This is a genomic window from Vibrio sp. IB15 (assembly GCF_016406055.1).
Classification (GTDB): Bacteria; Pseudomonadota; Gammaproteobacteria; order Enterobacterales; family Vibrionaceae; genus Vibrio; species Vibrio chagasii.
This window is the reverse complement of record NZ_JAEFCE010000016.1, coordinates 67,768-92,485: the sequence shown is the minus strand read 5'-3', so window position 1 is coordinate 92,485 and position 24,718 is coordinate 67,768. Positions and strand designations below refer to the sequence as shown.

22 protein-coding genes and 3 pseudogenes are annotated in these 24,718 nt (G+C 44.4%); 18 read left to right on the top strand and 7 right to left on the bottom strand.

Features of this window, described 5'->3' with window-relative positions:
* Window positions 1-115: 115 nt before the first annotated feature.
* A complete protein-coding gene (locus JC606_RS08390) occupies window positions 116-1,006 on the bottom strand; it encodes a LysR family transcriptional regulator (protein WP_008216778.1) in 891 nt (296 codons plus the stop codon).
* Window positions 1,007-1,160: 154 nt separating this feature from the next.
* On the opposite strand from JC606_RS08390, the gene JC606_RS08385 reads away from it, so the two are divergent.
* The gene (locus tag JC606_RS08385; protein WP_008216779.1) at window positions 1,161-1,514 is read left to right on the top strand and encodes a DUF413 domain-containing protein; all 354 of its coding nucleotides are present in this window, start codon (window positions 1,161-1,163) and stop codon (window positions 1,512-1,514) included.
* Between the two features lie 536 nt (window positions 1,515-2,050).
* On the top strand, window positions 2,051-2,851 hold the full coding sequence (nagB, locus tag JC606_RS08380) for a glucosamine-6-phosphate deaminase (protein ID WP_063524791.1): 801 nt from the start codon (window positions 2,051-2,053) through the stop codon (window positions 2,849-2,851).
* Between the two features lie 286 nt (window positions 2,852-3,137).
* Here the strand turns inward: nagB and JC606_RS08375 are convergent, their stop codons facing one another.
* From JC606_RS08375 to JC606_RS08365, 3 genes are all read right to left on the bottom strand, one after another.
* On the bottom strand, window positions 3,138-3,674 hold the full coding sequence (locus tag JC606_RS08375) for an MltR family transcriptional regulator (protein ID WP_198778426.1): 537 nt from the start codon (window positions 3,672-3,674) through the stop codon (window positions 3,138-3,140).
* A gap of 50 nt (window positions 3,675-3,724) precedes the next feature.
* Window positions 3,725-4,873: a mannitol-1-phosphate 5-dehydrogenase gene (locus JC606_RS08370; protein ID WP_198778425.1), complete on the bottom strand. Its 1,149-nt coding sequence runs from the start codon at window positions 4,871-4,873 to the stop codon at window positions 3,725-3,727.
* 183 nt (window positions 4,874-5,056) lie between these two features.
* A complete protein-coding gene (locus JC606_RS08365) occupies window positions 5,057-6,949 on the bottom strand; it encodes a PTS mannitol transporter subunit IICBA (protein ID WP_198778424.1) in 1,893 nt (630 codons plus the stop codon).
* Window positions 6,950-7,509: 560 nt separating this feature from the next.
* On the opposite strand from JC606_RS08365, the gene JC606_RS08360 reads away from it, so the two are divergent.
* The 5 genes and pseudogenes from JC606_RS08360 to norW all read left to right on the top strand — a co-directional run bounded on the left by JC606_RS08360 (window position 7,510) and on the right by norW (window position 12,274).
* Window positions 7,510-8,376 carry a glycerol kinase gene (locus tag JC606_RS08360; RefSeq protein ID WP_198778423.1) on the top strand — a complete coding sequence of 289 codons (867 nt, stop codon included), beginning with the start codon at window positions 7,510-7,512 and terminating at the stop codon, window positions 8,374-8,376.
* 291 nt (window positions 8,377-8,667) lie between these two features.
* Complete coding sequence (locus tag JC606_RS08355; RefSeq protein ID WP_198778422.1) at window positions 8,668-9,324, top strand: NAD(P)H-dependent oxidoreductase; 657 nt, start codon at window positions 8,668-8,670, stop codon at window positions 9,322-9,324.
* A gap of 263 nt (window positions 9,325-9,587) precedes the next feature.
* Window positions 9,588-10,827, top strand: a pseudogene (gene norV / locus JC606_RS08350) (anaerobic nitric oxide reductase flavorubredoxin); the annotation flags it as partial.
* Between the two features lie 104 nt (window positions 10,828-10,931).
* Window positions 10,932-11,102: pseudogene (locus tag JC606_RS23650) on the top strand (rubredoxin); the annotation flags it as partial.
* A gap of 1 nt (window position 11,103) precedes the next feature.
* Window positions 11,104-12,274 (top strand): annotated as a pseudogene (gene norW, locus JC606_RS08345) (NADH:flavorubredoxin reductase NorW).
* A gap of 113 nt (window positions 12,275-12,387) precedes the next feature.
* Here the strand turns inward: norW and gltS are convergent.
* From gltS to JC606_RS08330, 3 genes are all read right to left on the bottom strand, one after another.
* Window positions 12,388-13,614: a sodium/glutamate symporter gene (gene gltS, locus JC606_RS08340; protein WP_198778421.1), complete on the bottom strand. Its 1,227-nt coding sequence runs from the start codon at window positions 13,612-13,614 to the stop codon at window positions 12,388-12,390.
* Window positions 13,615-13,929: 315 nt separating this feature from the next.
* Entirely contained in the window at window positions 13,930-14,286 is a 357-nt protein-coding gene (locus JC606_RS08335) for a YibL family ribosome-associated protein (RefSeq protein ID WP_061032902.1), read from the bottom strand.
* Between the two features lie 127 nt (window positions 14,287-14,413).
* Window positions 14,414-14,755, bottom strand: a complete 342-nt coding sequence (locus JC606_RS08330) for a tautomerase family protein (protein ID WP_233090206.1) — start codon at window positions 14,753-14,755, stop codon at window positions 14,414-14,416.
* A gap of 287 nt (window positions 14,756-15,042) precedes the next feature.
* On the opposite strand from JC606_RS08330, the gene JC606_RS08325 reads away from it, so the two are divergent.
* The 11 genes from JC606_RS08325 to JC606_RS08275 all read left to right on the top strand — a co-directional run bounded on the left by JC606_RS08325 (window position 15,043) and on the right by JC606_RS08275 (window position 24,718).
* Window positions 15,043-15,663 carry an LON peptidase substrate-binding domain-containing protein gene (locus JC606_RS08325; protein ID WP_198778420.1) on the top strand — a complete coding sequence of 207 codons (621 nt, stop codon included), beginning with the start codon at window positions 15,043-15,045 and terminating at the stop codon, window positions 15,661-15,663.
* A gap of 110 nt (window positions 15,664-15,773) precedes the next feature.
* The gene (locus tag JC606_RS08320) at window positions 15,774-16,421 is read left to right on the top strand and encodes a sigma-70 family RNA polymerase sigma factor (protein ID WP_198778419.1); all 648 of its coding nucleotides are present in this window, start codon (window positions 15,774-15,776) and stop codon (window positions 16,419-16,421) included.
* Window positions 16,414-17,094, top strand: a complete 681-nt coding sequence (locus tag JC606_RS08315; RefSeq protein ID WP_198778418.1) for a ChrR family anti-sigma-E factor — start codon at window positions 16,414-16,416, stop codon at window positions 17,092-17,094. The genes JC606_RS08320 and JC606_RS08315 overlap by 8 nt, the downstream gene beginning before the upstream one ends.
* Before the next feature lie 124 nt (window positions 17,095-17,218).
* Complete coding sequence (locus tag JC606_RS08310; protein WP_004736995.1) at window positions 17,219-18,166, top strand: YbgA family protein; 948 nt, start codon at window positions 17,219-17,221, stop codon at window positions 18,164-18,166.
* The gene (phrB, locus tag JC606_RS08305) at window positions 18,163-19,578 is read left to right on the top strand and encodes a deoxyribodipyrimidine photo-lyase (RefSeq protein WP_198778417.1); all 1,416 of its coding nucleotides are present in this window, start codon (window positions 18,163-18,165) and stop codon (window positions 19,576-19,578) included. Before JC606_RS08310 ends, phrB begins: the two co-directional genes overlap by 4 nt.
* A gap of 14 nt (window positions 19,579-19,592) precedes the next feature.
* Window positions 19,593-20,024 carry a nuclear transport factor 2 family protein gene (locus tag JC606_RS08300; RefSeq protein WP_004736993.1) on the top strand — a complete coding sequence of 144 codons (432 nt, stop codon included), beginning with the start codon at window positions 19,593-19,595 and terminating at the stop codon, window positions 20,022-20,024.
* On the top strand, window positions 20,024-20,755 hold the full coding sequence (locus tag JC606_RS08295; RefSeq protein WP_198778416.1) for an SDR family NAD(P)-dependent oxidoreductase: 732 nt from the start codon (window positions 20,024-20,026) through the stop codon (window positions 20,753-20,755). Before JC606_RS08300 ends, JC606_RS08295 begins: the two co-directional genes overlap by 1 nt.
* Window positions 20,756-20,757: 2 nt before the next feature.
* Window positions 20,758-22,029, top strand: coding sequence for an NAD(P)/FAD-dependent oxidoreductase (locus JC606_RS08290; protein ID WP_198778415.1), 1,272 nt, complete (start codon window positions 20,758-20,760; stop codon window positions 22,027-22,029).
* A complete protein-coding gene (locus JC606_RS08285) occupies window positions 22,026-22,832 on the top strand; it encodes a DUF1365 domain-containing protein (RefSeq protein ID WP_198778414.1) in 807 nt (268 codons plus the stop codon). The genes JC606_RS08290 and JC606_RS08285 overlap by 4 nt, the downstream gene beginning before the upstream one ends.
* Before the next feature lie 103 nt (window positions 22,833-22,935).
* Entirely contained in the window at window positions 22,936-24,216 is a 1,281-nt protein-coding gene (locus tag JC606_RS08280) for an SAM-dependent methyltransferase (protein ID WP_137408294.1), read from the top strand.
* Window positions 24,194-24,718 carry a DUF2878 domain-containing protein gene (locus JC606_RS08275; protein ID WP_137408293.1) on the top strand — a complete coding sequence of 175 codons (525 nt, stop codon included), beginning with the start codon at window positions 24,194-24,196 and terminating at the stop codon, window positions 24,716-24,718. Before JC606_RS08280 ends, JC606_RS08275 begins: the two co-directional genes overlap by 23 nt.

The following is a 24,718-nucleotide window of genomic DNA, read 5'->3' as shown; positions in this document are numbered from 1 at the left end:
AATAGTTCAAAAAAAATCCCCAAGCGTGGCTTAGGGATTTGTGTATAAGAGACAGCCCCAACTGGGAGCCATTTTTTATCTCATCAACACTATAAGTTGGTGGCAGATCGTAACTTTATTCTGGCGCTTGCTCAGCTGCTTGTTGCAGTGTGTATGCCGTCGATGGGTCGATCTCATTAACCAACTTCTCGACCTGCATGATCGCATCGACCGAGGTGCTGTTTTTACGGTAGCTCAGATAAATCGGGCGATACCAATCTTCCACCCCTTTCACCTTATGCAACTGACCCGACTCGATAAACGGTTCAACAAGAGAAACAGGTAAATAAGCACTACCGCCTTTCTCTAAAATGAAATCAAGGGCAATACGAGCGGTAGAAGTGCGTAAGTACGGTGCTGGTACTTTTGGATGACGCTCTGCGTGCTCTGAACCAAAACGCGTTCCCCAATCGACATAAACGTATTTATGTTGGAACACCGATTCCAGATCATCAGGCTGTGTCGACACCAAAACGAGTACTAAGTCAGCGACTTTTTTACAGTTCAGCTCTTCTGCTTTGATCTGGTCAAAAGCGAAAGCCATATCTAAGGTACGTTCTAGCAAGTTTCGGTTCAGTTGCTCACGCCCCATCACCTCTGCCATAAAGCCGTAACCACCAAAAGAATCGGTCACGACGCTCAAACAGTTTTGCAAATACGCATCCCAAATATTCGGCGTGCCACCCAGTGTTAACTGCAAGGCTTTTCCGCTCTCTAATGACAGCTCAAACTTGGCCTGCTGTAAGGTTGAAACCATCACCTCAGCGTAACCAATCAAACGCTCACCGGAAGAAGTGAGCTTGATGTTATTGCGGTCTCGAATGAACAACTGAGTATCAAAATAGCCTTCCAGCTGTTTGATTCGCGCACTCACCGCCGCTTGTGTTAAATACAAGTTTTCAGCAGCACGCCCAAAGTGGCGCACCCTTGCAACCTCAAGAAAGGTTCTAAAGACTTTCACATCCATCAAATACATCTCTGTAATAAATCTGCTAACAAGCGGATCTAGGATTGTTTATCGTAAAGGCAAAAACGTTTTGTTTCCTATTTTAGCCTTTTAACAATATTTTCGCGTGAGCAATAAACACTAATTTCTATCTAACCACATTACTGAGGCTGATATGTCTGAGACCGAATTCCGTCACGGAAAAAAACGTTTTTATGACACCATTAAATTCCCACGAGGGTTCGCTAAGTCGGGTGATTTTACTCTTTCAGAAGAGGAAATCCTAACCTTGTTTGGTGACACTATGCTTGCACTTGAGACTGGTGAGCTTACGCCAACTAATGCAGAAGAAAAGCACTTCATTAAAGTGTTGTCTCACCCTCACAAGGCAAAGTCCAAGTTAGAGCGTGTTTGGTTGAAGTACATTCAACTGGCTCGCGGACGCCGTCGCTTTCATACCCTAAATGGCTGCAAACGCGGCGAAGTGCCTAGGGAAGAATACGACAGCGAGTTAGTGTTAGAAGATTAGTAAAATCGCTCAAAGTGATACCTCATCACTTTGGGCTTTTTTTGCCTTCAAACACGACTTCACCTCGTGATTAGTAATTTTAGCTAACCAATTAAGTTTTACCAAGATTTATAGAAAATTCATCGCGATAGCACACAATAGCTATCTCTCAGTATTCAATCTTGCAAATGCAAAGTTAACAGTCCTTTCCAAAAGCGGCTATTACTGCGGCTTTGTTGCATGCTGCCCTATCTCCCGGGGTCATGCTTTTCTGCTCGCCTCTATTATACTCCTCTAGCTCACTCCTACTTCAAAATCGGTGAACCCTTTCAGGCGCTGAATTAAATCAAGATTGCGGTATATGACAAGCGTATTAATCTTGTTTAACGCCACCAAATATCCATACAATAAGTGTGCAATTTTGCGAGTTCGAGTCACAGATACGACGAAAAAAGTAAAAACTTGACCTAAAACAATGGCAGAAACAGATCACTTATTTTATAATGCGAATTAATGTTTCAGCACACTATAAATTACTTATCTTAGGGGCTACAAAAATGAGACTTATTCCTTTAAACAACGCGGCACAAGTAGGTAAATGGGCAGCACGTCACATCGTTGAAGCGATCAAAGCATTCAACCCAACAGCTGATCGTCCATTCGTTCTTGGTCTACCAACTGGTGGCACACCACTTACGACTTACAAAGAGCTAATCGCACTATACAATGCAGGTGAAGTTAGCTTTAAAAACGTTGTTACATTCAACATGGATGAGTACGTAGGTATCGATCCTAACCACCCTGAGTCTTACCGTACTTTCATGTACACAAACTTCTTCAACCACGTTGATATTCAAGAAGAGAACATCAACCTACTAGACGGCAAAGCAGAAGACATCGACGCTCACTGCGCAGCTTACGAAGAAAAAATCCGTTCTTACGGCAAAATCAACCTGTTCATGGGCGGTATCGGCATCGACGGTCACATCGCATTCAACGAACCAGGTTCTTCTCTAGCTTCTCGTACTCGTATCAAGACGCTAACTGAAGAGACTCGCATCGCGAACTCTCGCTTCTTCGACAACGACATCAACCAAGTGCCAAAATACGCACTAACTATCGGTGTTGCGACTCTACTAGACGCTGAAGAAGTAATGATCCTGACTATGGGTCACAACAAAGCACAAGCTCTACAAGTTGCTATCGAAGGTTCTGTAAACCACATGTGGACTGTTACAGCACTACAAATGCACCGTAAAGCTATCATCGTTGCTGATGAGCCAGCTCAACAAGAGCTAAAAGTTAAGACTCTACGCTACTTCCAAGAGCTAGAAGCTGAAAATATCCAAGACCTATAATCTCAGGTTTTGTTGAACAAAAAGCCACATCATGTGGCTTTTTTTGTACCTGAAATTTGCGGTCAATATGCTGAGTTGCTTATTAGTTTAGGCTGTCAGAACGGACGATAATCTCGAGAATCATTTCCCATATAAGTCATGCGCAAATCAAAAGAAGTGTTGGTTGGAGTGAATACAAAAAAGCGATTCCTCAATAACAGAAACCGCAATCAATATCTATTCTAGGATGGGTAAAACAAGTTGTCGCGAGTTGTTGTGTCGCTAAGAAAGCGCCCAATAACGAAATCTAAGAACTCAAGGCGTTGTCGCGACATAAGGTGTTAATAATGTCTGTGATAGCCAAAACAATGGTCGACTTCACTTTCTGATGGTGTCGCCCTAAGAACATTTGAAGCATCGGGCCAGACATGGTTTCAACCATCTCTGCATCGTATTCGATAGGCATAATACGCTGAATCGCGTGCACCTTATTAAGCTCAAAGATCACGTCAACTTCAGTAAAGCTGGTGTCGTCGCCTTGTAATTTCGCCCACTCTTTCAAGGTAACGAAAACCTCTACATCGTCATAGAGCTCTTTACTGATAACCCCAAGACCCAAGAGTAACTTACCACGAACCATTATCTCGCCTAATGGCCCACCGCTGTTGAGTAGCGGTTCAACAACGAATTTAATCGCCGTGTCGTCTTTCTTAAAGATGTTTTTTAAAACCGCATCCACCGTATCATCCAATGCATCATAAGCTGCCATCAAGCAGGCGCTAGCACTCTCAGCTTCAGATAAGGCTTCGAGTAATTCAGTTTCATGACTAGGATGTATTGGCATAACGGCTCGGCAATAAGAAAGTGCCACAGGTGTGGCACTTTGATGATTTATCATTTCAGTGCTAGATAAGCTTGTTCCGCTAGTTTAACAACTTCTGAGTCGATATTCAGCTCAGAATAATGCGCTAATGTCTCAGCAAAACCTTTTTCTGCAAACATTGCCTGAAGTTCAACCGCTTGAGGGTCATCTTCATTCTTGTAATGGAACGCAGCAGCGATTGCTTTTACAAGGTGCGTATTCGGTAGACCATACTCTAATGTACCGTTTAGAGGCTTAACCAGACGATCCTGTGGGCTCAGCTTGCGAATTGGCTGGCGGCCAACACGGTCCACTTCATCACGCAAGAATGGGTTAGCAAAACGACCTAGAATTTTTAGGATGTAAGCCGCGTGTGCTTGTGGATCAAAGCCGTAGCGCTTAATAAGAACTTCACCGCTCTCTTCCATGGTTGCTTTTACTTCAGCATAAATCGCTTGGTCTTCAATCGCATCTTTGATTGTTTCGTGGCCTGCAAGCACGCCAAGGTAAGCGGTAACCAAGTGACCAGTATTAAGCGTGAACAATTTACGCTCAACGAAGGCCATTAGGTTGTCAGTGCACTCCATACCTGGGATGTTTGGAATCTCACCTTTAAATTGTGTTTGGTCTACGATCCACTCGCTGAACGTTTCAACCGTTACTGCTAGTGGGTCTGTTTCGCCTGCTTCAGCTGGCGGTACGATACGGTCAACCGCTGAATCAACAAAGCCAATATGCGCTTCAGTGAACGCTTTCATTTCATCAGAAAGGTGCTCTAAAACCGCAGCTTTAAGCTGGCTAGTACCACGAACCATGTTCTCTGCTGCGATGATGTTCATTGGTGCAGTGTTGTTTGCTGCTGCACGCTTTTCAATACCTTGAGCAATAGACTTAGAGATAATCTTAAGAACCGTTGGGCCAACGGCTGTGGTCACAATGTCAGACTCAGCAATGCAATCGACCACTGCGCTTGTTGCCGAGTTTACTGCTGTCACGTTCTTAACGATCTCAACAACGCACTCTTCACCCACAATCTTCACTGGGTATTCTTGGCGTTCAATTAACGCATTCACAACCGTTTCATTTACGTCAGCAAAAGTAACCTTCATACCAGCGTCAGCAAGAAGCTTACCAATGAAACCACGACCGATATTACCTGCACCAAAATGTAACGCTTTCATAATTTTGACCTTATAAATATTTGAATCTAGATAGCTAACTGCTCAACCACATGCCTGATGATTAACTAGAGACATTAAGCAGTAAGCTATTCAGACTGAATCTGGTTAAGACAGATTAAGACCGAAAATGAGGCCAGTAGGGGGATACCGGCCTCCTTCACTTAGGAGCTTGACTAGAGCTTTTTAGTTTCCGTTGAGAATGCGTAGAACATCAGCAGGGTTTGTTGTGTTCTGTAGGCATTCCACAGCGTCTTCATCATCAAGTGAATTGGTAATAGCCATCAGCACCATGTTGTGCTCATCGCCTTGTGCGGCAATACCGATAACCATCTTCGCGATATCGTCTTCATCTTCGCCCCACTGAATACCTTCAGGGTACTGACAGAATACGATGCCGGTTTTTTGTACATATTGTTTCGCTTCGATTGTGCCGTGTGGTACTGCGATAGACTCGCCTAGGTAAGTAGATACAAGCTCTTCACGAGCAAACATGCCATCTACGTATTCTGGTGATACATTGCCAAGCTTCACTAGTTGGTCGCCAGCAAACTTGATAGCGTCTTCTTTCTGAGTAGCTTTAAGGCCAAGGAAAATGCTGTCATTAGTCAGTGCAAGCTTGTTGCCTTCTTGAGCTGGTGCTGCTGCAGGAGCTGGAGCTTCTACCTTCGCTTCACCACTTTGAGCATCGACAAGTTCTGCAACTAGTTGGTCGTATACGCCGCCGTCTAGGAAGTTGCTTAGAGACATATGCATCGCACCAGGAATGGTTTTACGTGCACGGTCTGTTAAATCTTTATGCGTAATAACAATTTGTGAATCAGCTGGTAGGTTGTTGATTGCGTAGTTAGTTACCGTGATATTTAGACCCGCTGCATCTACTTTCTTACGAAGTAGACCTGCACCCATTGCACTTGAACCCATACCCGCATCACATGCTACGTATACTGCTTTCACGTCAGCTAGGTTGATGTCTGCACCCGTTGCTGCACCTTTAGAAGACGCTTTCATGTCTTTCACTTGTGCTGATGCTTTCTCTAGTGAATCTTCCTCATCATCTTGCGCTGATGTTTTAAGAAGGATTGACGCTACAACAAACGATACTGCCGTTGCTGCAATAACCGATAGAATCACGCCGATGTAAGAACCTTTTGGTGTCATCAACAGAATCGCGAAGATAGAACCAGGAGACGCTGGAGAGATTAGGCCAGAGCTGCACATTACGTTAGTGAATACACCAGCCATACCACCTGCGATTACCGCTAGGATTAGACGTGGGTTCATTAGAACGTATGGGAAGTAAATTTCGTGGATACCACCTAGGAAATGGATGATAGATGCACCCGCAGCAGATTGCTTAGCGCTGCCTTTACCAAATACCATGTAAGCAAGTAGTAGACCTAGACCAGGACCTGGGTTCGCTTCAATTAGGAAGAAGATAGAACGGCCGATCTCTTCAGACTGCTGAATACCTAGTGGAGAGAAAATACCATGGTTGATTGCGTTGTTTAGGAATAGGATTTTCGCCGGTTCTACAAAGATAGAAGCAAGAGGTAGTGCACCCGCTTCAACCATCACGTTAACGCCAGCCGCTAAACCAGAAGACAGAACTTTCACAGCAGGACCAATCACGATGAACGCGATGATCGCGCAGATCATGCCGATGATACCAGCAGAGAAGTTGTTCACTAGCATTTCGAAACCACTCTTCACTTTACCGTGAATAGCTTCATCGAATTTCTTGATTGCGATACCGCCTAGTGGACCCACAATCATTGCACCCATGAACATCGGGATGTCAGTACCAACGATAACACCCATTGTTGTGATGGCTCCTACTACCGCGCCGCGGTCACCACCAACCATCTTACCACCAGTGTAACCAATCAATAATGGCAGCAAGTAAGTGATCATAGGGCCAACCATTGATGCTAACGTTTCGTTAGGCCACCAACCTGTTGGGATGAATAGTGCTGTAATGAAACCCCACGCAATAAATGCGCCGATGTTTGGCATTACCATATTGGATAAGAAACGACCAAAGTTTTGAACCTTGATCTTCGCTTCTGGTGATAACATAGGTAGAACCCCGTAGTGTATTGGTTGGTCAAATGACCGAAAATGTGTGCTCAAAAGTTGATTGAAATGTATCACAACATTTCCAAAATGCACCTCAAGCCAATTTTCGTGATTGTGGTCACACACAAAAAACACTTAGGGGTTACCGAGAACGATTTAGATCACAAAAGCGCCATGAATTAAAATTACAAAGCAAAATTATCGATAATAAATCTCACTTACACACGACCCAGATCACACTTACAAGTCCAATCATCAAAAATAATTAGCGATACAGATCACACTTAATAAAGGACACACCTTAAACACTATAAACCATGTATGATGGAACGCCATTCCAAGTGCATTTTATATGCACTCAGATGAACTTATCTTGTTATTTTGTGATTTAATTACAAAATCAGATTAATGCCTATTTTTCAAAATTCTGATTTTCCCAGCCCCCAAACCTCAAAATACATGAGCAATGAAGGAACGAAATTGCTTAAAATAGATGTGTTATTCTAGTAACGCCTACCCCAACGTCATCCAGTAGCCCAATAACGACTTAAGAGAAGACTATGTCAGACAAGATCTCCACATCAGCTCTCGCTAAACAGAGAGATATAGAAGCTAAAACTCTATTCAGTGACCTAAAAGCGGCCGGCTATATCGTACGTTCACAGGATCGATGGGTGCTGACCGAACGAGGTGAAAGCTTTGGTGGGGAGTATGTAGAACACAAAAAGTTTGGTGCCTTCATTGTCTGGCCTGAGAAGCTACTTATCGATTTGGACACCTTCTCAGGGCAAACACTAACCGCAACTCAACTTGGGAGTGCTTTCAAGCTCAGCGCAAAGAAAATTAACCTCTTGCTCAATGAACTTGGTTGGATAACAAGAGAAGAAGACGGTTGGCACGTCACCTCGACAGGTTTAAAGGCCGGTGGTGAACAGAGAGAAGATAAAGCCACACAAAACTTATTCGTGGTGTGGCACGATTCATTAGTCCGTAATAAACGTTTGAGGCAATCAGTTGTTGAATTCCTAGGGCACGATGCAGAAAGCCACTCAACGGACGTGTCATTTTCTAGCTTCCGCCAGAAGTTAGAGGCCAAGCATAGAACCTCAGATGGGCACTATGTGCGTTCAAAAGGAGAGCTAATCATCGACAACTGGCTATATATGGCAGGTGTGGTACATGCGTACGAGCGTCCACTGCCAATAGCGAAAGAAGTGATCAGTGACTTTTATCTTCCAAGCGGCAAAGTATACATTCAATTCTGGGGAACCGACTCTGCGCCAATCGCCGAGGAAAAACGTGAAGCGACGAGAAAAATCTATGATGAGCATGGTTTTGGCTTAATCGAAATCACACCGGAAGATATCCCAAACCTAGACAGCGTCCTTCCACCATTATTGCGCCAATATGGCATCAAGGCATACTAAGCGACTGAATCTAGACAATTCAAACCTATTGAGATCACACTTATCGAATTATTATGGACATTATTTACCATAGTGATTTGATATGTTCGCTATTTTTCCCAAGTCATTCTTCTATTATCTTACCTCCATCGATTTGAGCTACCGCAGATACTCGATTAATTGGGGCATGTTCGATAACTATTTAGACGTTCAATCTGTTGAGATTCGTTTAAATGCGTTATCTGTTTATTGTTGACGTTACCGAACATAACACCCTACGACATTTATTATTAATAGATATTAGGATTCAACATGACTAATCCAATCATTACTGATCTAAACACTCGTTACACAGCTAAAAAATACGATGCAGAAAAACGCATCTCTGCGGAAGACATGGAAGTAATCAAAGAAGCACTTCGTTTGTCAGCTTCTTCTATCAACTCTCAGCCTTGGAAATTCATCATCATTGAGAGCGACGAAGCAAAACAGCGCTTCCACAATACTTTCGAGAACATGTTCCAGTTTAACCAACCACATGCGAAAGAAGCGTCACACACAATCCTGTTCGCTCACGATCCTAAGTACACTAAAGAGAAATTCGCGAAACGCGCAGATACGGAAGTAAGCTCTGGTCACCTACCTGCTGAAATGTATGAACAGTTCTTAGATGCTTACGCATTCGCAGAAATGAACACTGACGAAACAGGTTTCAACGGTAACTGGACTAAGTCTCAAGTGTACATCGCACTGGGTAACACACTGCACACGCTTGCTCGCCTTGGTATCGCTTCAACTCCAATGGAAGGTGTAGACGCGGCTATGATCAGCGAAGAGTTTGCTGACGAGCTAGAAGGTCACGTTGTTGATGTAGCACTGGCTATCGGTTACCACAAAGACGGCGAAGACTACAACCACGGTAAACCAAAAGCGCGTTTAGCTCTTGATGAAGTCGTGACTACGCTTTAAAAACTAACCAATAAATTGCACTGCTTATTTGGCCAGACTTTCGTCTGGCCTTTTTTATGCGCGCCTTTTGGTTGTTGGTCAGCATTGGAAACCAACAGAGTTAAATGGACACTTTAGAATCATATTAATCACAAAAATTAGAATGTCATAAAGACACAAAAACAAGCTCAAAAACCAAACAAAACCATCAAAAACAACACTTTAAAAACATGGCACGACTAGTGCAATGATGACCTTAGAAATTCAAATAAGGTATTATCATTATGACTATTCACGTTAAATCAAATGTTCACTGGGTTGGTATTCACGATTGGGAAACCGAGCATTTCCATGGCAAGGAATATCACATGAACAAAGGCACCAGTTATAACTCGTACCTAATCCGTGAAGAGAAGACGGTGCTTGTCGATACCGTTGACCATCGCTTTACAGAGCAATTCCTTGCAAACCTTGAGATGGAAATCGACATCAACGAGATCGACTACATCATTTGTCAGCATGCCGAAGAAGACCACTCCGGCGCTCTTGCGGCGCTACTTGCTAAGATCCCTGATACCCCGGTCTACTGCACAGAAGCGGGTGTGAACTCGATTGTCGGCCATCATCACCAGCCAGACTGGAACTTTAGAACGGTAAAAACCGGCGACACACTGGATATCGGTAATGGTAAGCAACTTATCTTTGTTGAGATGAAGATGCTGCACTGGCCAGATTCAATGGCAACTTACCTAACAGGCGACGAAATTCTGTTTAGTAATGATGCCTTTGGCCAACACTACTGCGATGAAAACCTGTTCAACGACCAATTAGACCAAGTTGAATTGCACGAACAGTGCCTACGTTACTTCTCGAATATCCTGACGCCATTTGCACCTCTAGTAAAAGCCAAGATCGAAGAAGTATTGAGTTTAGGTATACCGATTGATGTGATCGCCACTTCTCACGGCTGTATTTGGCGAGATAACGCCACCCAGATCGTAGAGCCATACTACGAATGGTCGAAAGCTTATAAAGAAGACCGCATCACGATTGTGTACGACACTATGTAGAACAACACTCGTATGATGGCCGATGCCATTGCGAAGGGAATTCATAAAGGGAGCCCAGAAACGGCAATCAAGGTGTTCAATATTTCCAAGCATGATAAGAACGACATCCTTGCCAATATCTTCAGTTCAAAAGGCGTACTTGTTGGCTCATCAACCATGAACAATGTGATGATGCCGCAAATCGCAGCCTTACTAGAAGAGATACACGGCTTACGCTTTGCCGGAAAAAGAGCCGCGGCATTCGGTTCTTCAGGCTGGACTGGTGGCGCAGTAAAACGTATTGATGCTCGCCTACGTGAAGCAAACTTCGAAGTCAGCGCTCCGCAACACATCCATTGGAAACCAGACACAGATGCCCTTCGTCAATGCATCGATTACGGCATGACATTGGCTGAAGTTTGGCGCACCGATGCAAACGAGGTAAGTAAGGCTAAACAAGTTGAACGCAGCGTAAAGAAAATCGACACTCCGGACAATCAGCCAGAACAAACAACTGAACCAGAAGCCGTTGCAGCAGTTTCTACCAAAGAAGCACAGCAGGCAGAGATGCAATCCACTCACAACGAAGATTGCACATGCTGGCGCTGCTCGGTTTGTGAATGGGTATACGACCCACAATTAGGTGAACCGTACCAAGGTGTTGAACCAGGGACACCATGGGCACAAGTACCTGATGACTTCCTTTGCCCTGAGTGCCATTTAGGCAAAGAAGTATTTGTGGAGAAGTAACATGTCGAACATTGTGATTGTGGGTGGCGGTTTCGCTGCCCTACAAACTATCAAGATGGTACGTAAGCTCGACCAAGACATCGCGATCACCATGATCACGGCAGATTCGGGGGTTGAGTACAGTAAACCAAATCTTTCGCATGCGTTTAGTCAGGCGCAAACGCCAGAGACACTCTTAATACAATAACGCTCAACAGTTGGCTGAGCAGTACAACTTGGTTATCAAGACCAAAGCACAGGTCAGAGAAATCGATATTGAGCAACAATGTGTTCATGTCGGTGATGACACCATTCACTATTCGAAGTTGGTATTAGCAACGGGAGCAACACCATTTATTCCACCAGCAAAAGGGTTAAAACGTGGTGCGACAATCACGCTCAATAGCCTGGAGGAGTTTGAAAAGCACAAAGCGAAGATCGATGATGCTCGTCGTGTCACTGTGATTGGTGGGGGCCTAATCGGAGTCGAACTTGCCTTTGACCTCCAAATCGCAGGAAAAGATGTCACGATCATCGAACCCGCGAGCTATCTATTGAGCAGCTTGGTGCCACCTTTCGTTTCTCTAGAGTTGGAGCAAATGTTAAGACAATCAGGGGTGACCGTTGAAACAGACTCTGCCATTTGTCGAGCGACTTACCTAAAAGAGGACATAAGGTTACAAACCACCTCTTCTCGATTAATACGAACCGATGCGGTGATTGCAGCAGCAGGGCTGAAACCGAACACGACATTGGCGACACAAGCCGGAGTCACCGTCAACAAGGGGATCGTTGTCGACCAAACCATGAAAACCAGTGCTAACAATGTGTATGCGATTGGTGATTGCGCCGAAATTGAAGGGCGTATCATGGCTTATCTCCAGCCCGCGATCTTGTCTGCTAATGTGTTGGCAAAGCAGCTCATTACGAGTGATGGCATGCCCGAGGAAGCTGACATCAAACTCAAGTTACCTCATATCATTACAAAGGTGAAGACCCCAAGCTACCCGATTCAGCTTGCAGGCCGCGATCTACAAACGGCTCAAAGCTGGGAGACTCGCTTTGACCCGAAAGGCATTATCGCAAAAGACTTTAATGTAGATAATCAATTGGTTGGGTTTATCGTCACTGGAGAGCACACTAAAGCTGCATTCCCGCTGCTCAAAGAGCTACAGACAAGCTCACCCGCTTAATCTCAATGACATAAGCTCAATAGCTCAAGCTCAATAACATAAGCGGCGTCCTACAAAACGAAAAAAGCCAGTCAATAGACTGGCTTTTTTATGCGTTAAGCAAGGTGTTCACATTAACCGATAAACGAGATGTAACCTTGCAGGATAATCAGGTTAACGATATCAATGAAGAATGCGCCAACGATTGGCACCACCATGAACGCCTGTGGTGATGGACCGAATCGGTTCACCAAAGAGCCCATGTTCATTACCGCTGTAGGTGTTGCGCCTAGGCCGAAACCACAGTGACCGCCCGACATAACCGCTGCATCGTAGTTTGAACCCATCACTTTAAACGTCACAAAGTAAGAGAACAGACCAAGCACCACTGCTTGAACACTCAAGATCACCAAGAATGGGATCGCAAGGTCGAAGATGTTCCACAGTTTCAGGCTCATTAATGCCATCGCTAAGAATAGAGACAATGACACAGTACCCAAAATATCAACGGTTTCGCTGTCGGTTTTATGCAGCTTAGTCACTTCAAAAACGTTCGTGATGAACACACCGATAAACAGAGCATAAACAAAGTCAGGAATCATCAACCAAGAAATTTCAAAGGTTGATACCCACTCTTCAAGGTATCTTGCACCCGTAATACAGATAAGAAGAATGAACAAAACTTCAATTACCTTCTTGGCTGTCACTTTATCTTCTTCGTACTCGTTATACGTCACCAGCTCAGGGAAACGCTCGTGCGTTTGTGTGCCCGTGCCGTACTCTGATTCAAGATTGTTTTTGTCGATCAGTTTTTGCGCTACAGGGCTACCGATGATACCGCCAACGATTAAACCAAAGGTTGCCGAAGCCATCGCGATTTCTAGCGTGTTGGCAATGCCATAAGTATCAGCAAAGGTTTGCGACCAAGCTGCACCTGTACCGTGACCACCAGATAGCGTAATAGAACCTGCAATCAAGCCCATTAGCGGCTCAAGACCAAGCGCGGTAGCTAACGTCACACCCACACCATTTTGGATGATGATGTATACCGACGCGACGCCCAAGAACAAGAATACCTTCGCACCGCCTTTCATTAACTGTGTGTAATTAGCAGCAAGACCTACAGTCGCAAAGAACATCAACATGAATGTGTTCTGTAAAGGTAGGGAGAATTCTAGATCAACGCCGTTAAAATGCAGGCCTGTAATCGCAAAAGCAACAATTAAGCCGCCCACGATGGGCTCTGGGATATTGTACTTTTTGAGAATCGGTAGCTTTGCGTTTACAAAATGACCTAGAAACAAAACGCTGATCGCGATTAAGAAAGATTCTAGTGGCCCTATTGAAATTAATTGATTCATATAACCTCTATTGTTTTACGTTCTCATCTTCCTTAATGAGTCTAGTTTTATCTGTAAGTATTTGTGTTGCTCTGCCTATATTTGTGCAAATTGATGAGAAATTGTTGGATTAGAAACCGAACACATTAGCGTGTCAGCTAAGTGTCATGTTAGTAACACGTTAACTTTAGTAGGCGATGAGAGATTCTATGACCCAAATCAACACCTATCTGTTTATCTTATCGCCGATGCGATCGTCGATTTAACCCTTTCTGAATACCTAAAAAAGCAAAAAGGAGCTATTACTAGCTCCTCTTTTATTACCATCGCTGGTAATTAGAATTTTTTCGGGGCATAACCCGTCATAACCTCAATGCGAAGCTCTTTACCAATCTTCGTCATTGGGTGAACAACGACTAATCCTTTTACAGACTTTTTCAGTTTACCCATATCCGCTTGCTCAGCTTTAGTAATTTCGCGACTAAATGGCATATCAAGCAACGATTTACGTTCTTGATTCACATCGTAGCTTTGTTTGTGCTTAAGCTGGGCAATCTTCTTTGTTAGCTTTTTGATTTCTTCTTCAAATTGACGAACAACAGGACGATCATTACGAGCTTTAGCAGCCGCTAACTTATGGCGACACTTGTCTAAACGGTTGTTAATTTGTTGAAGTTCGTTTTTAGCACTCATAATAATTTCCTAAGATTAAGCAAGCTAATTCGGATTGGGGCGCGGAGTATAGCACAAGGGTTTACCTGAACCGAAATTTATCTGATAAATAGCCTTTGGGAGTGCAAAATGAAGCGTCAGACAAGACCTAGACGTTTACTTTGTACTTCAAATCTTGTGCTTCATCGCCAGTCATTCCTCGGAAACCCCAACAATGCGAAGGCTGCTCTTTAATGGTGATTTCAATATCGATCGGAGAGATAGAGAGCTGCTTTTCAATCGCAGAAAATATCTTCTTAATTAAGCGCTTTTTGGTGTTAACAGCGCGTCCCTCCATCATATTAATCTCGATAACGGTATAGGCCTGCGTTCGACCTTTTAAATAAAAGAAGTCATCTCGTTCCAACGACACAAAACGATGTGCACGCTTGTCATCTGGCAACCCCATCTCACTATTTAAGCACTCTTTGATACCATAAATAACAATCATGACCAGTCCTTCGATGTGATGTTAAGTAAACAAGAAAGTTAGAAAGAGGCAGCTATCTACCCTTCCTGCTCACTTAATATTGACCCACATACCACCTAATGACATCGACTAAAGAAGAGATGAACGATGAATTTATGAACAAGTGCAACAAAAACCATACTCTTCTATCGCAGCTTGTTTACTAAACAACTTCGATTAATAAACAACCACCTCTTGACCTAGATTGATCGAACCTCTCAAACAGTCCGTATACCCTGTTAAATCATCTTTGAACCAAGGAGTGCTATGTGCCCAATTCAACTGGGAAGATCTCACGGACAAAAACTAATCCAGACAACCCCGTAGAGTCTCCTCTAGATCTTGCTGTATTCCCTCTACCCATCTTTCTTTTACCAGGAGGAAGACAAAGGCTGAGAATCTTCGAACAAAAATATCTCACCATGGTGGCGCACGCTGCCAAAGGCGAAGGTTTCATTATCGCGACGCAAGACAACACAAAGTCCGAAAGTCTGAGTACGTGGGGAACCAAGGTATCGATTGTCGACTTCAACATGTCGGATGAACAGTTGTTAGAGATTGATGTAGAAGGTCAAAACTTGGTGCAGTTGTACTCCTCGTATCGCCAAAGTGATGGCCTAATAAAAAGCCAATTCCGTGATTTACCCCATTGGCCTGCACTCGATTATGATGTACCCAATGTCTTTACTGCATTTCTAGTGCAGCTGTTTCGCGACCACGACTCAATTAGAACGCTCTACCCGACCCCTGATTTTGATAGCCCGCAGTGGATTTGTGCACGATTGCTCGAGATGATGCCAATTCCATTAGAAAAGAAATCTGAATTTACAGAGCCTGCGAGTTTCCCTTCGCTAGTTCCTTTTTTGAATCAAATCATTACGGGGCAGTGAACACTTTTTTTCACTATAATTTTGTATAGTAAAAATTAATTTAAACAAAAGTGATCCCGACTGAAGCTTTGCACGTAGTACTACTCAAATTCGCATGATGGTTTTTGACTATGCAAGTGGAAAGCAGAAGTAAAGGGAAGGGCAAGGAGCATGTCATCATTCCCGACAACAAACTACCGAGTGTAAACAAGGTACCTACAGAGCTCTCAAGCTGGTTGATTTCAGTGGGAGAAAACCGAGACAAGCAGGCATTCACCTGTTTGTTTAAGTTCTTTGCACCCAAAATCAAACGTTTCGGAATCAGCAAACTTGGCGGCGAAGCTGCCGCTAACGAACTGGTACAAGACACTATGACCAACGTTTGGAAGAAAGCTCACCTCTACAATGAAGTTAAAGGTGCGGCGACCACTTGGGTCTACACAGTAATGCGAAATGCAGCTTTCGATATGCTTCGTAAAGTGAAATCAAAAGCAGAGCAAACGATAGCCGACGACATTTGGCCATTAGACGCTATGGTGGCTGAGACTCAAAACGAAGATTTGCCGTTTGGCGATCATCTTATGAGCCGGCATGTTATGACGCAAATCGAGAAGCTTCCCTTAGCTCAGAAAACCATAGTGAAAGGTGTTTACTTTCAAGAGCTGTCACAAGAGCAACTTGCTCAGCAACTCGGCGTCCCACTCGGAACCGTGAAATCCCGTTTAAGACTCGCGCTAGCCAAACTCAAGGTTCACATGGGAGAACAAAGCCATGATTAAACATCACCCAAACGATGCAATATTGGAAAACTTCGTTGATGGCACGCTTGCTGACTCGGTTTCTCTAATTGTGTCTAGCCATGTAGAAATGTGTGAACATTGTCAGGCAAAGGTACAGCAGCTAACGGCTAGTTTAGCAGACAGCGTGTTTGATGAGCAGCAAACAGCAACAACAAACGAACAATGTGGCTTCCTTACCAACGACATAGAATTCGATTTTGATGTGATTGATCGGATCACTGCAGATTTGGCGCAATCAATCGAGGTGGAATCAAAATCCGAGCAAGTGACAGTCGCTGATACTACCTTCATTATTCCACGAGCTTTGAGTTCAATCGCGAGAAGGGACTGGATGAACCTAGGGAAGATATCTCGAGCACGACTCGATTTTGAAGACGACGCACACCACACTAGTTTGTTGCACATCGATAAGAATGGACAAGTACCTTGCCACACACACAAGGGCTTCGAAATTACTCTATTGTTGGAAGGCAGTTTCGAAGATGAGATGGGTGTCTACAACAAAGGCGATTTCATTTGGTTGGATGGAAATCATACCCATCAGCCAGCAACGAAAGAAGGGTGTGTGTGCCTGACGGTGTCAAGCGACGCCTTGTACTTCACCAAAGGGGTGAGCCAACTGTTCAACCCACTGGGTAAATACATTTATTAAGTTACATTACAGAACTTTTAAAGTCGGCTAGGAAACAATCTTAAAAACGACTAAATTAATGTGGGGTAAGCAACATCCCACAGAACAAGAAATAAAATGAGCAATGAGCGTAAGGAACTGACCAATGGATAAAAAAATAAAAATAGGCATTAGTGCATGTGTCGCCGGTCATAAAGTTAGGTTCGATACTGGCCACAAACGTTCTCGCTTCTGTACTGAAGACCTTGCAGATTATGTTGAACTTGAGCCAGTGTGCCCTGAAATGGCAGTTGGTTTGCCAACGCCTCGCCCAACTATTCGTCAGACACGGATGTTAGACGATATCATTCACGTATCCCGTCCTGATGGTACTGGCGACGTCACTGATGAGCTAATCGAATTCGGTCAAAACTACTCCAAGAACAACCAACATATCGCTGGTTTCATCGTGTGCCAAAAGAGCCCAACTTGCGGCATGGAGCGCGTTAAGGTGTACCACCATCACGGCCGCGGCTCTGAGTCAACAGGGATTGGCATGTTCACTAAGCAAGTTATGGAAGGTAACCCTTTGCTGCCTGTGGAAGAAAATGGTCGCCTGAACGATCCGATTTTGCGCGAAAACTTCATGACTCGTGTTTTCACGTATCAGAAGTGGTTAGACCTAGTAGATGAAGGAATTACTAAACACAAGCTTATCCAGTTCCATAGTGCCCATAAATATCTAGTAATGTGTCATCACGTTGAAGGCTACAAAAGCCTTGGCAAGTTACTAGCAGGCAACGAGCTAGAGATAAATGAGCTTGCAGATAAGTACATCGAAGGGCTGATGACGGCATTATCACACCACGCAAACCGTGGTACGCACGCCAACACGCTTCAACACCTTCAAGGTTACTTTAAGAAGCAGCTCAGCAGTGCTAATAAGCAAGAGTTATCTAACCAGATTGCTTCCTTCAGAGAGGGCGTGATTCCGCTATTAGTGCCTCTAACACTGATCAATCACTACTTGATGGAATACCCAAACGAGTACCTGCAATCACAGGTTTACCTGAACCCTCACCCGCAAGAACTTAAACTGAGATACGGATATTGAGCGACATTCTATGGATAAGACGAGACCTGCGCATTTACGATAATCCAGCTCTCGTCTCAGCAATCGAAAACGGCGTTTCAATCGCCGTTTTTATTTCTACACCACAAAAGTGGCATCAGCATCACCTTGCTCCTATTAAAGCAGACTTTATCTTCCGTCATTTAAAGCAACTGGAAGCTGAACTCGCCGACTTGGGCATAACCCTGCTGCACCTCAAAGCGACCGATTTTGATGATCAAGCCAAGCAGTTGACCGAGCTGTACCAACAACTCGGTTCTCAGGTTGTTTTCGCCAATTCAGAGCCAGAGGTCGATGAACAAGCTCGTGACCAAAAACTGATATCGAGCGGTATAAATCTTCAGATCAGTGACTGTGATGTAATGCTCCCTCTAGGCAGTGTGCTTAACCAGCAAGGTGAGATGTTCAAAGTATTCACGCCATTTAAAAATGCCTGGTTAAAAGAAGTGCAAGCAAAAGGCATTCAATGCAGTCCTGCTGCGCTCACTTCTAAAAACAATGCTAAAGCCCTATTGCCTGACAACCTGCAAACGCTCCAGCTTGCCAGTAACTATGACTTCGACTTTCCGCGTGTCGACTCAAGCCGTTGGCCACTAAGCCAATACGTACTCGGCAATGTGATACCTAACTTCCTAGCCAACAAGGTCAACGACTACGCTCACCTGAGAGATATCCCTTCAGTAAAAGGGACTTCAGGTTTATCGCCTTACTTAGCAATTGGTGCAGTAAGCCCAAGATGGTTAGCCATTCAGCTCATCCAACAGCAACCCGATTTACTGTTTGATACCCAGCTGCCCGCTTTTTCTTGGCTTAATGAACTAATTTGGCGAGATTTTTATAAGCATTTGATGTTCCATCACCCTAAACTGATTAAAGGCGCTAACTTTCAGCAGAAATACAACGGCTTAGATTGGTATAAAGATCATCCGAGCTTCAAAGCGTGGTGTGAAGGGAAAACAGGCTACCCCCTAGTTGATGCGGCCATGCGTCAACTAGTTGAAACTGGCTGGATGCACAACAGGTTAAGAATGGTAGTCGCTAGCTTCCTAACTAAACATTTGTTGATTGACTGGCGTTGGGGTGAGCGCTTCTTTATGGAACACCTAATTGACGGTGATTTTAGTGCCAACAATGGCGGCTGGCAGTGGGCTTCAAGTACCGGCTGTGATGCACAACCTTACTTCCGAATCTTCAATCCGATCACACAGAGTAAAAAGTTTGATCCGAAAGGAATTTTTATCCGTAAGTACATACCAGAGCTGAAAAATATTCCAGACAAGCATGTGCACTTCCCACATGATTACATAGCAAAAAACGGAATAAACAGTGAATACTGGCAACCCATCGTTGAACATAAAGAAGCACGATTGAGAGCCTTAGCCTTTTTCAAATAATTAGAGTGAATATTATGGATAACTCTCTATGGCTTGATAACTTTCTCAACATGTATCGAGAGCTCGGAACGGACAATTTCGACGTGCTAAAGACGGTTTATCACCCTAATATCGAATTCCAAGACCCGCTGCATCATGTCAGCGGGATCGCAGCGCTAACTCATTATTTCGACAACATTTACACGCAAGTGACTAGCTGTAACTTTCACATCGAGCACACGTTTGAAGTCAACGGAGAAGCATCGGTGTATTGGACAATGCACTTTGTACACAAGCAACTTAATGGGCAGAAGCCTATCGAAGTGCAAGGCCACAGCCATCTAAAAATGCTCGATGATCAAGTGATTTACCACAGAGACTATCTCGATGTCGGCTCTATGTTGTATGAACATATTCCGGTGTTGGGCTGCGCCATCAAATCCATTAAGAAAAGAGCGAGCCGATAATGCGTATTATGATTACAGGTGCTACCTCTGGTATCGGCCAATCACTCGCTCTCGATTATGCCCAGCAAGGACATCAAGTCATTGCGTGCGGTCGTAGCCAAGATAAGTTACAGACTCTAGTCGATTCGCACGAAACTGACATCACAGAGTCCTCTATTACCCCTCTGTGCTTTGACCTGACGGATTATCACCACTTTCCGGATCTTGACCAAGACAATCCACTTGACCTCCTGATTCTCAATGCAGGCGACTGTGAATACATCGATGACCCAGTCAACTTTGATGCGGAGCTTTTTGAGCGCGTCATCAACATTAACTTAATCTCTATCGGCTACGCTCTAAAGTCTTGGTTGAAAAACATTAAACCCGGCGGACGCTTAGTTTTAGTAAGCTCTAGCGCTAGCTTTCTGCCTCTGCCAAGAGCTGAGGCTTATGGCGCTTCAAAAGCAGCACTCACTTACTTAGGAAGAACACTTTCGGTTGATCTTGCCAAGCATAATATTCATGTCTCAATTGTGCATCCTGGCTTTGTGGAAACACCATTAACCGAGCGAAACACGTTCGCTATGCCTATGATTATAAGTAGTGAGGCTGCAACTCAGCGAATCGTTAACGGAATTGCTCAAGGAAAGAGCGAGATCGATTTCCCTCGACGATTCATCTTGTTGATGAAGCTATTAAGAATGCTTCCAACTTCAGTTTGGCAAAAACTCGCTTCAAGGATGGTATAACAATGAAGAAAATCGCCATTATTGGTTCAGGCATTTCTGGACTCACTTGCGCGCACATATTAGATAAACACCACGACGTAACAGTATTCGAAAAAAATGATTACGTTGGTGGGCACACCGCCACCGTTGATATTGAACATCAAGGCTCGGCGTTCTCGATTGATACAGGCTTCATCGTGTTCAACGATCGAACCTACCCAAACTTTAATCAACTACTCGAACAGTTGGGTGTCGAACGACAACCGACAGAAATGAGCTTCAGTGTACATAACACAACCACTCAGTTTGAATACAATGGCCACAGCATCAACTCGCTGTTTGCGCAGAGGAGCAACATCTTCAAACCACAGTTCTGGGCATTAATCTCTGACATTCTCAAATTCAACAAGTTGTGTAAGGCTCAATTCGAAAGTAACCAATTCACACCTGACGTTACCCTTGGCAGTTTCCTACGTGACAATCAATTTTCTGACTTCTTTAGCCAACACTACATTCTGCCAATGGGGGCGGCTATTTGGTCAACCAGCCTTGAAGAGATGGAAGAGTTTGAACTTAAGTTCTTCATACAGTTCTTCTACAACCACGGCCTGCTAGATATCACCAATCGTCCTCAATGGTATGTGATTCCAAAAGGTTCTCGTTCTTATGTTGAGATCATCCTTTCTCGCCTAAGCAAGCCAGTGGCATTAAACACATCGATTCAACAAGTCACTCGCCATGAAACCGGCGTGACTATCAAATTTGAAGACGGTGCAACAAAGCAATTTGATGAGGTGATTTTCGCTTGCCATTCAGACCAAGCGTTAGCACTGCTAGGCGATGCAACACCTGAGGAGAGAAAGGTATTGGGTGAAATACCCTACAGCCGCAACGAAGTAGTTCTTCATACCGATACCAGCTTGCTACCAGACAGAAAGCTGGCGTGGGCAAGTTGGAACTACATGCTGGATGGTAATAGCAAGCGACCAGCTTGTGTCACTTACAACATGAATATTCTGCAGGGAATAGAGAGCAAAGATACCTTCTGCGTGACCTTAAACCAGAGTGAAGCCATTGCTCCAGAAAAGATCATCCGAAGCTTTGTGTATCACCACCCAGTATTGAACTCCAACACAGTCAATGCACAACAACAGCGTGACCGCATTTGCGGTAAACAGAATACGCATTTCGCAGGCGCGTATTGGTACAACGGGTTCCACGAAGATGGCGTGCATAGCGCATTGGATGTGACCAAGCGCTTTGGTCTGGATCTCAGCACGAGCACAGCACAATGAACACCGAGGCCCTAGCATCCAACACAGAAATAGCATCTGAACAGAGTGAAGAGTTCAGCGGTATCTATTGGGGAAACGTCAGACATCGCCGCTTTGGTGATATCCCCCATGAGTTCAGCTACCAGCTCTACATGATGGGGCTAGATATCGATGAGCTGCCTAAGACCACTGCGAGAAGTGTGCTGTTTGGGACTCGCTGGTACAACCCGATTCGCTTTGTCGAATCGGATTATCTTGCTGAAAAAGAAGAAAATGCGATTAGCGATGAACCTAAATCTCTAAAACAACGTATAGCATCCAAAGTACAACAGCTTGGTGGCGATTGGTCTGATGTAAACCGAGTAACAATGCTGGCTCAATGCCGATGTTTAGGTATTTACTTTAGTCCCATCAACTGCTTTTTCTGTTACGACGAAGCAGACGAGTGTCGCTACATGTTGGCCGAGGTTAGCAACACTCCTTGGCGAGAAAGGCACTATTATCTAATCGACATGCGCCAAGAGTTGAAAGTTAAAAAAGATTTTCACGTTTCGCCGTTCATGGATTTAAACATGACCTATTTTTGGAAAATTAAGCCACCAGCGAAACGAACGCTCGTCCACATCGAAAGCCGCAGAAGCGAACGAATATTCGATGCGACACTAGCGCTGACTAAGCAGTCAGTAACGAAAGCAAACATTAGGCGAACGGTTTTTAAGATCCCAGCAATGACAGTGAAGGTCGTGATGGGGATTTATTATCAGGCTCTCAAGTTATTCCTGAAAAAAGTACCGTTTGTGGCGCATCCGGACTCGACACCTTAAGCGCCAGAACCAATACTCGATTATGTTGTGAGTGTGCTCAAATCAACGAACGGCACCCAACTTAGTTGATAAAAAGTTAGAATGAATTCTCAGCGAGGTTGACATGGAACAGCTTGCAAAACAAAACAACAACATTGAACACCAAGCCAAAGCCGTTGCTGTTTCAAGCAACTGTAAGTATCGAGCTTTAATTTTTAAGGTCCTAGAGCGTCTGCAATTTGCAACGCTGGAAATCATCGAGCGGGACCAGCATTCGGTGTTTGGTGACAGAGAAGCAGACTTAAAAGGTCGAATCGTGATTCATGATGCGACCTTTTTTAAAGATGTTGTTATTAACGGCAGTATTGGCGCATCCGAAGCCTACATTGATGGGAAATGGACCAGTCCAAATCTAACCCGCGTTATCCAGATTATGGCTCGCAACCAATCCCAATTAGATGAGCTAGACGACAAAACCCAGTGGATTTCTCGCATTAAGAATCTACTGCTTCGTCGCAAAAACGCCAACACCGAGCAAGGCTCTAAGCGAAACATTTTGGCTCACTACGACATCGGTAATGAGCTGTACGAACGTTTTCTTGATAGCTCAATGCAGTACTCGTCAGCGATCTACAGCGAAGACGCATTAACCCTTTCTAAAGCACAACAAAACAAGATGAGAACCATCTGTGAGCGTTTAGAACTTTCAGAATCGGATAGCGTGGTTGAAATAGGGACTGGCTGGGGTGGTTTAGCAATCTTCATGGCACAACATTATGGCTGCCACGTCACCACCACCACTATTTCAGATGCACAACACGAGCTAGCAGAGCAGCGCGTAAAATCGCTCGGATTAACCGACAAAATTACTCTACTCAAAGAAGACTATCGCAACCTCACGGGTGAATACGATAAGTTGGTTTCCATTGAGATGATAGAAGCGGTAGGTCACGAATACCTGCAAACCTTCTTTGAGAAATGCTCTTCATTGTTGAAGCCTTCCGGCAAAATGCTGATTCAAGCGATTACCATCGCTGATGGGCGTTATGAAAAGTACCGTAAAGGCGTCGACTTTATCCAAAAGTACATTTTCCCTGGCGGCTGCTTACCTTCTGTATCAGTGATGACCCAGCATCTTGCGACCAGTACCGACCTTGTCGTTCAAGAGATCGACGATATTGGTCTGCATTACGCTCGCACACTGAATGACTGGAACATTGCCTTTCAAAACAGCTGGGAAGAATTGCAGTCTCTGGGCTATTCAGAAGAGTTCAAGCGCCTTTGGACCTTCTACTTCTGCTACTGTGAAGGTGCGTTCAAAGAGCGAGTGATCAGCACTCACCATTTAGTCGCAAGAAAACCTCGTTACTTTGGAGCGAAAGATGAAACGGTTTTGGATTATTAATCTCATTCTGTTTCAAGCGACCTGGGTTTGTAGCGCGTTCTTCACCGCTCAAGCCCCGTTCGTAACGCCGCTGCTGGTGATCATTCACTTCCTATTATCACCGACTCGCCACAGCGACATTAAAATACTCGTTTTATTACCATTGGGGCTACTGCTTGATAGCCTCATGCTTCACTTCGGCGTCTTCGCCGTCGACCCTGCCATTGCCAATCAATCATGGTTCCCTGTATGGCTCGTCTGCCTATGGATCATGTTCTTGATTAGTTTCAACCACAGCCTTAACTGGCTCTTAAAATGCTCAAAAGTGATCTTGTTCGCCTTAGGGTTCGTAGCGGGTACTAGTAGTTATTGGGGAGGAATCAAAGCGGGAGCCCTCCTTGCTACTTGGCCAGATGCATCGGTAGTTGCTGCCCTTGCGTTGAGTTGGGGGATATTTTTGCCTCTTCTTGTGGCCGCCTACTCCAACTTAATGAAACCGACAATGGCAAGGACAACGAGGTGA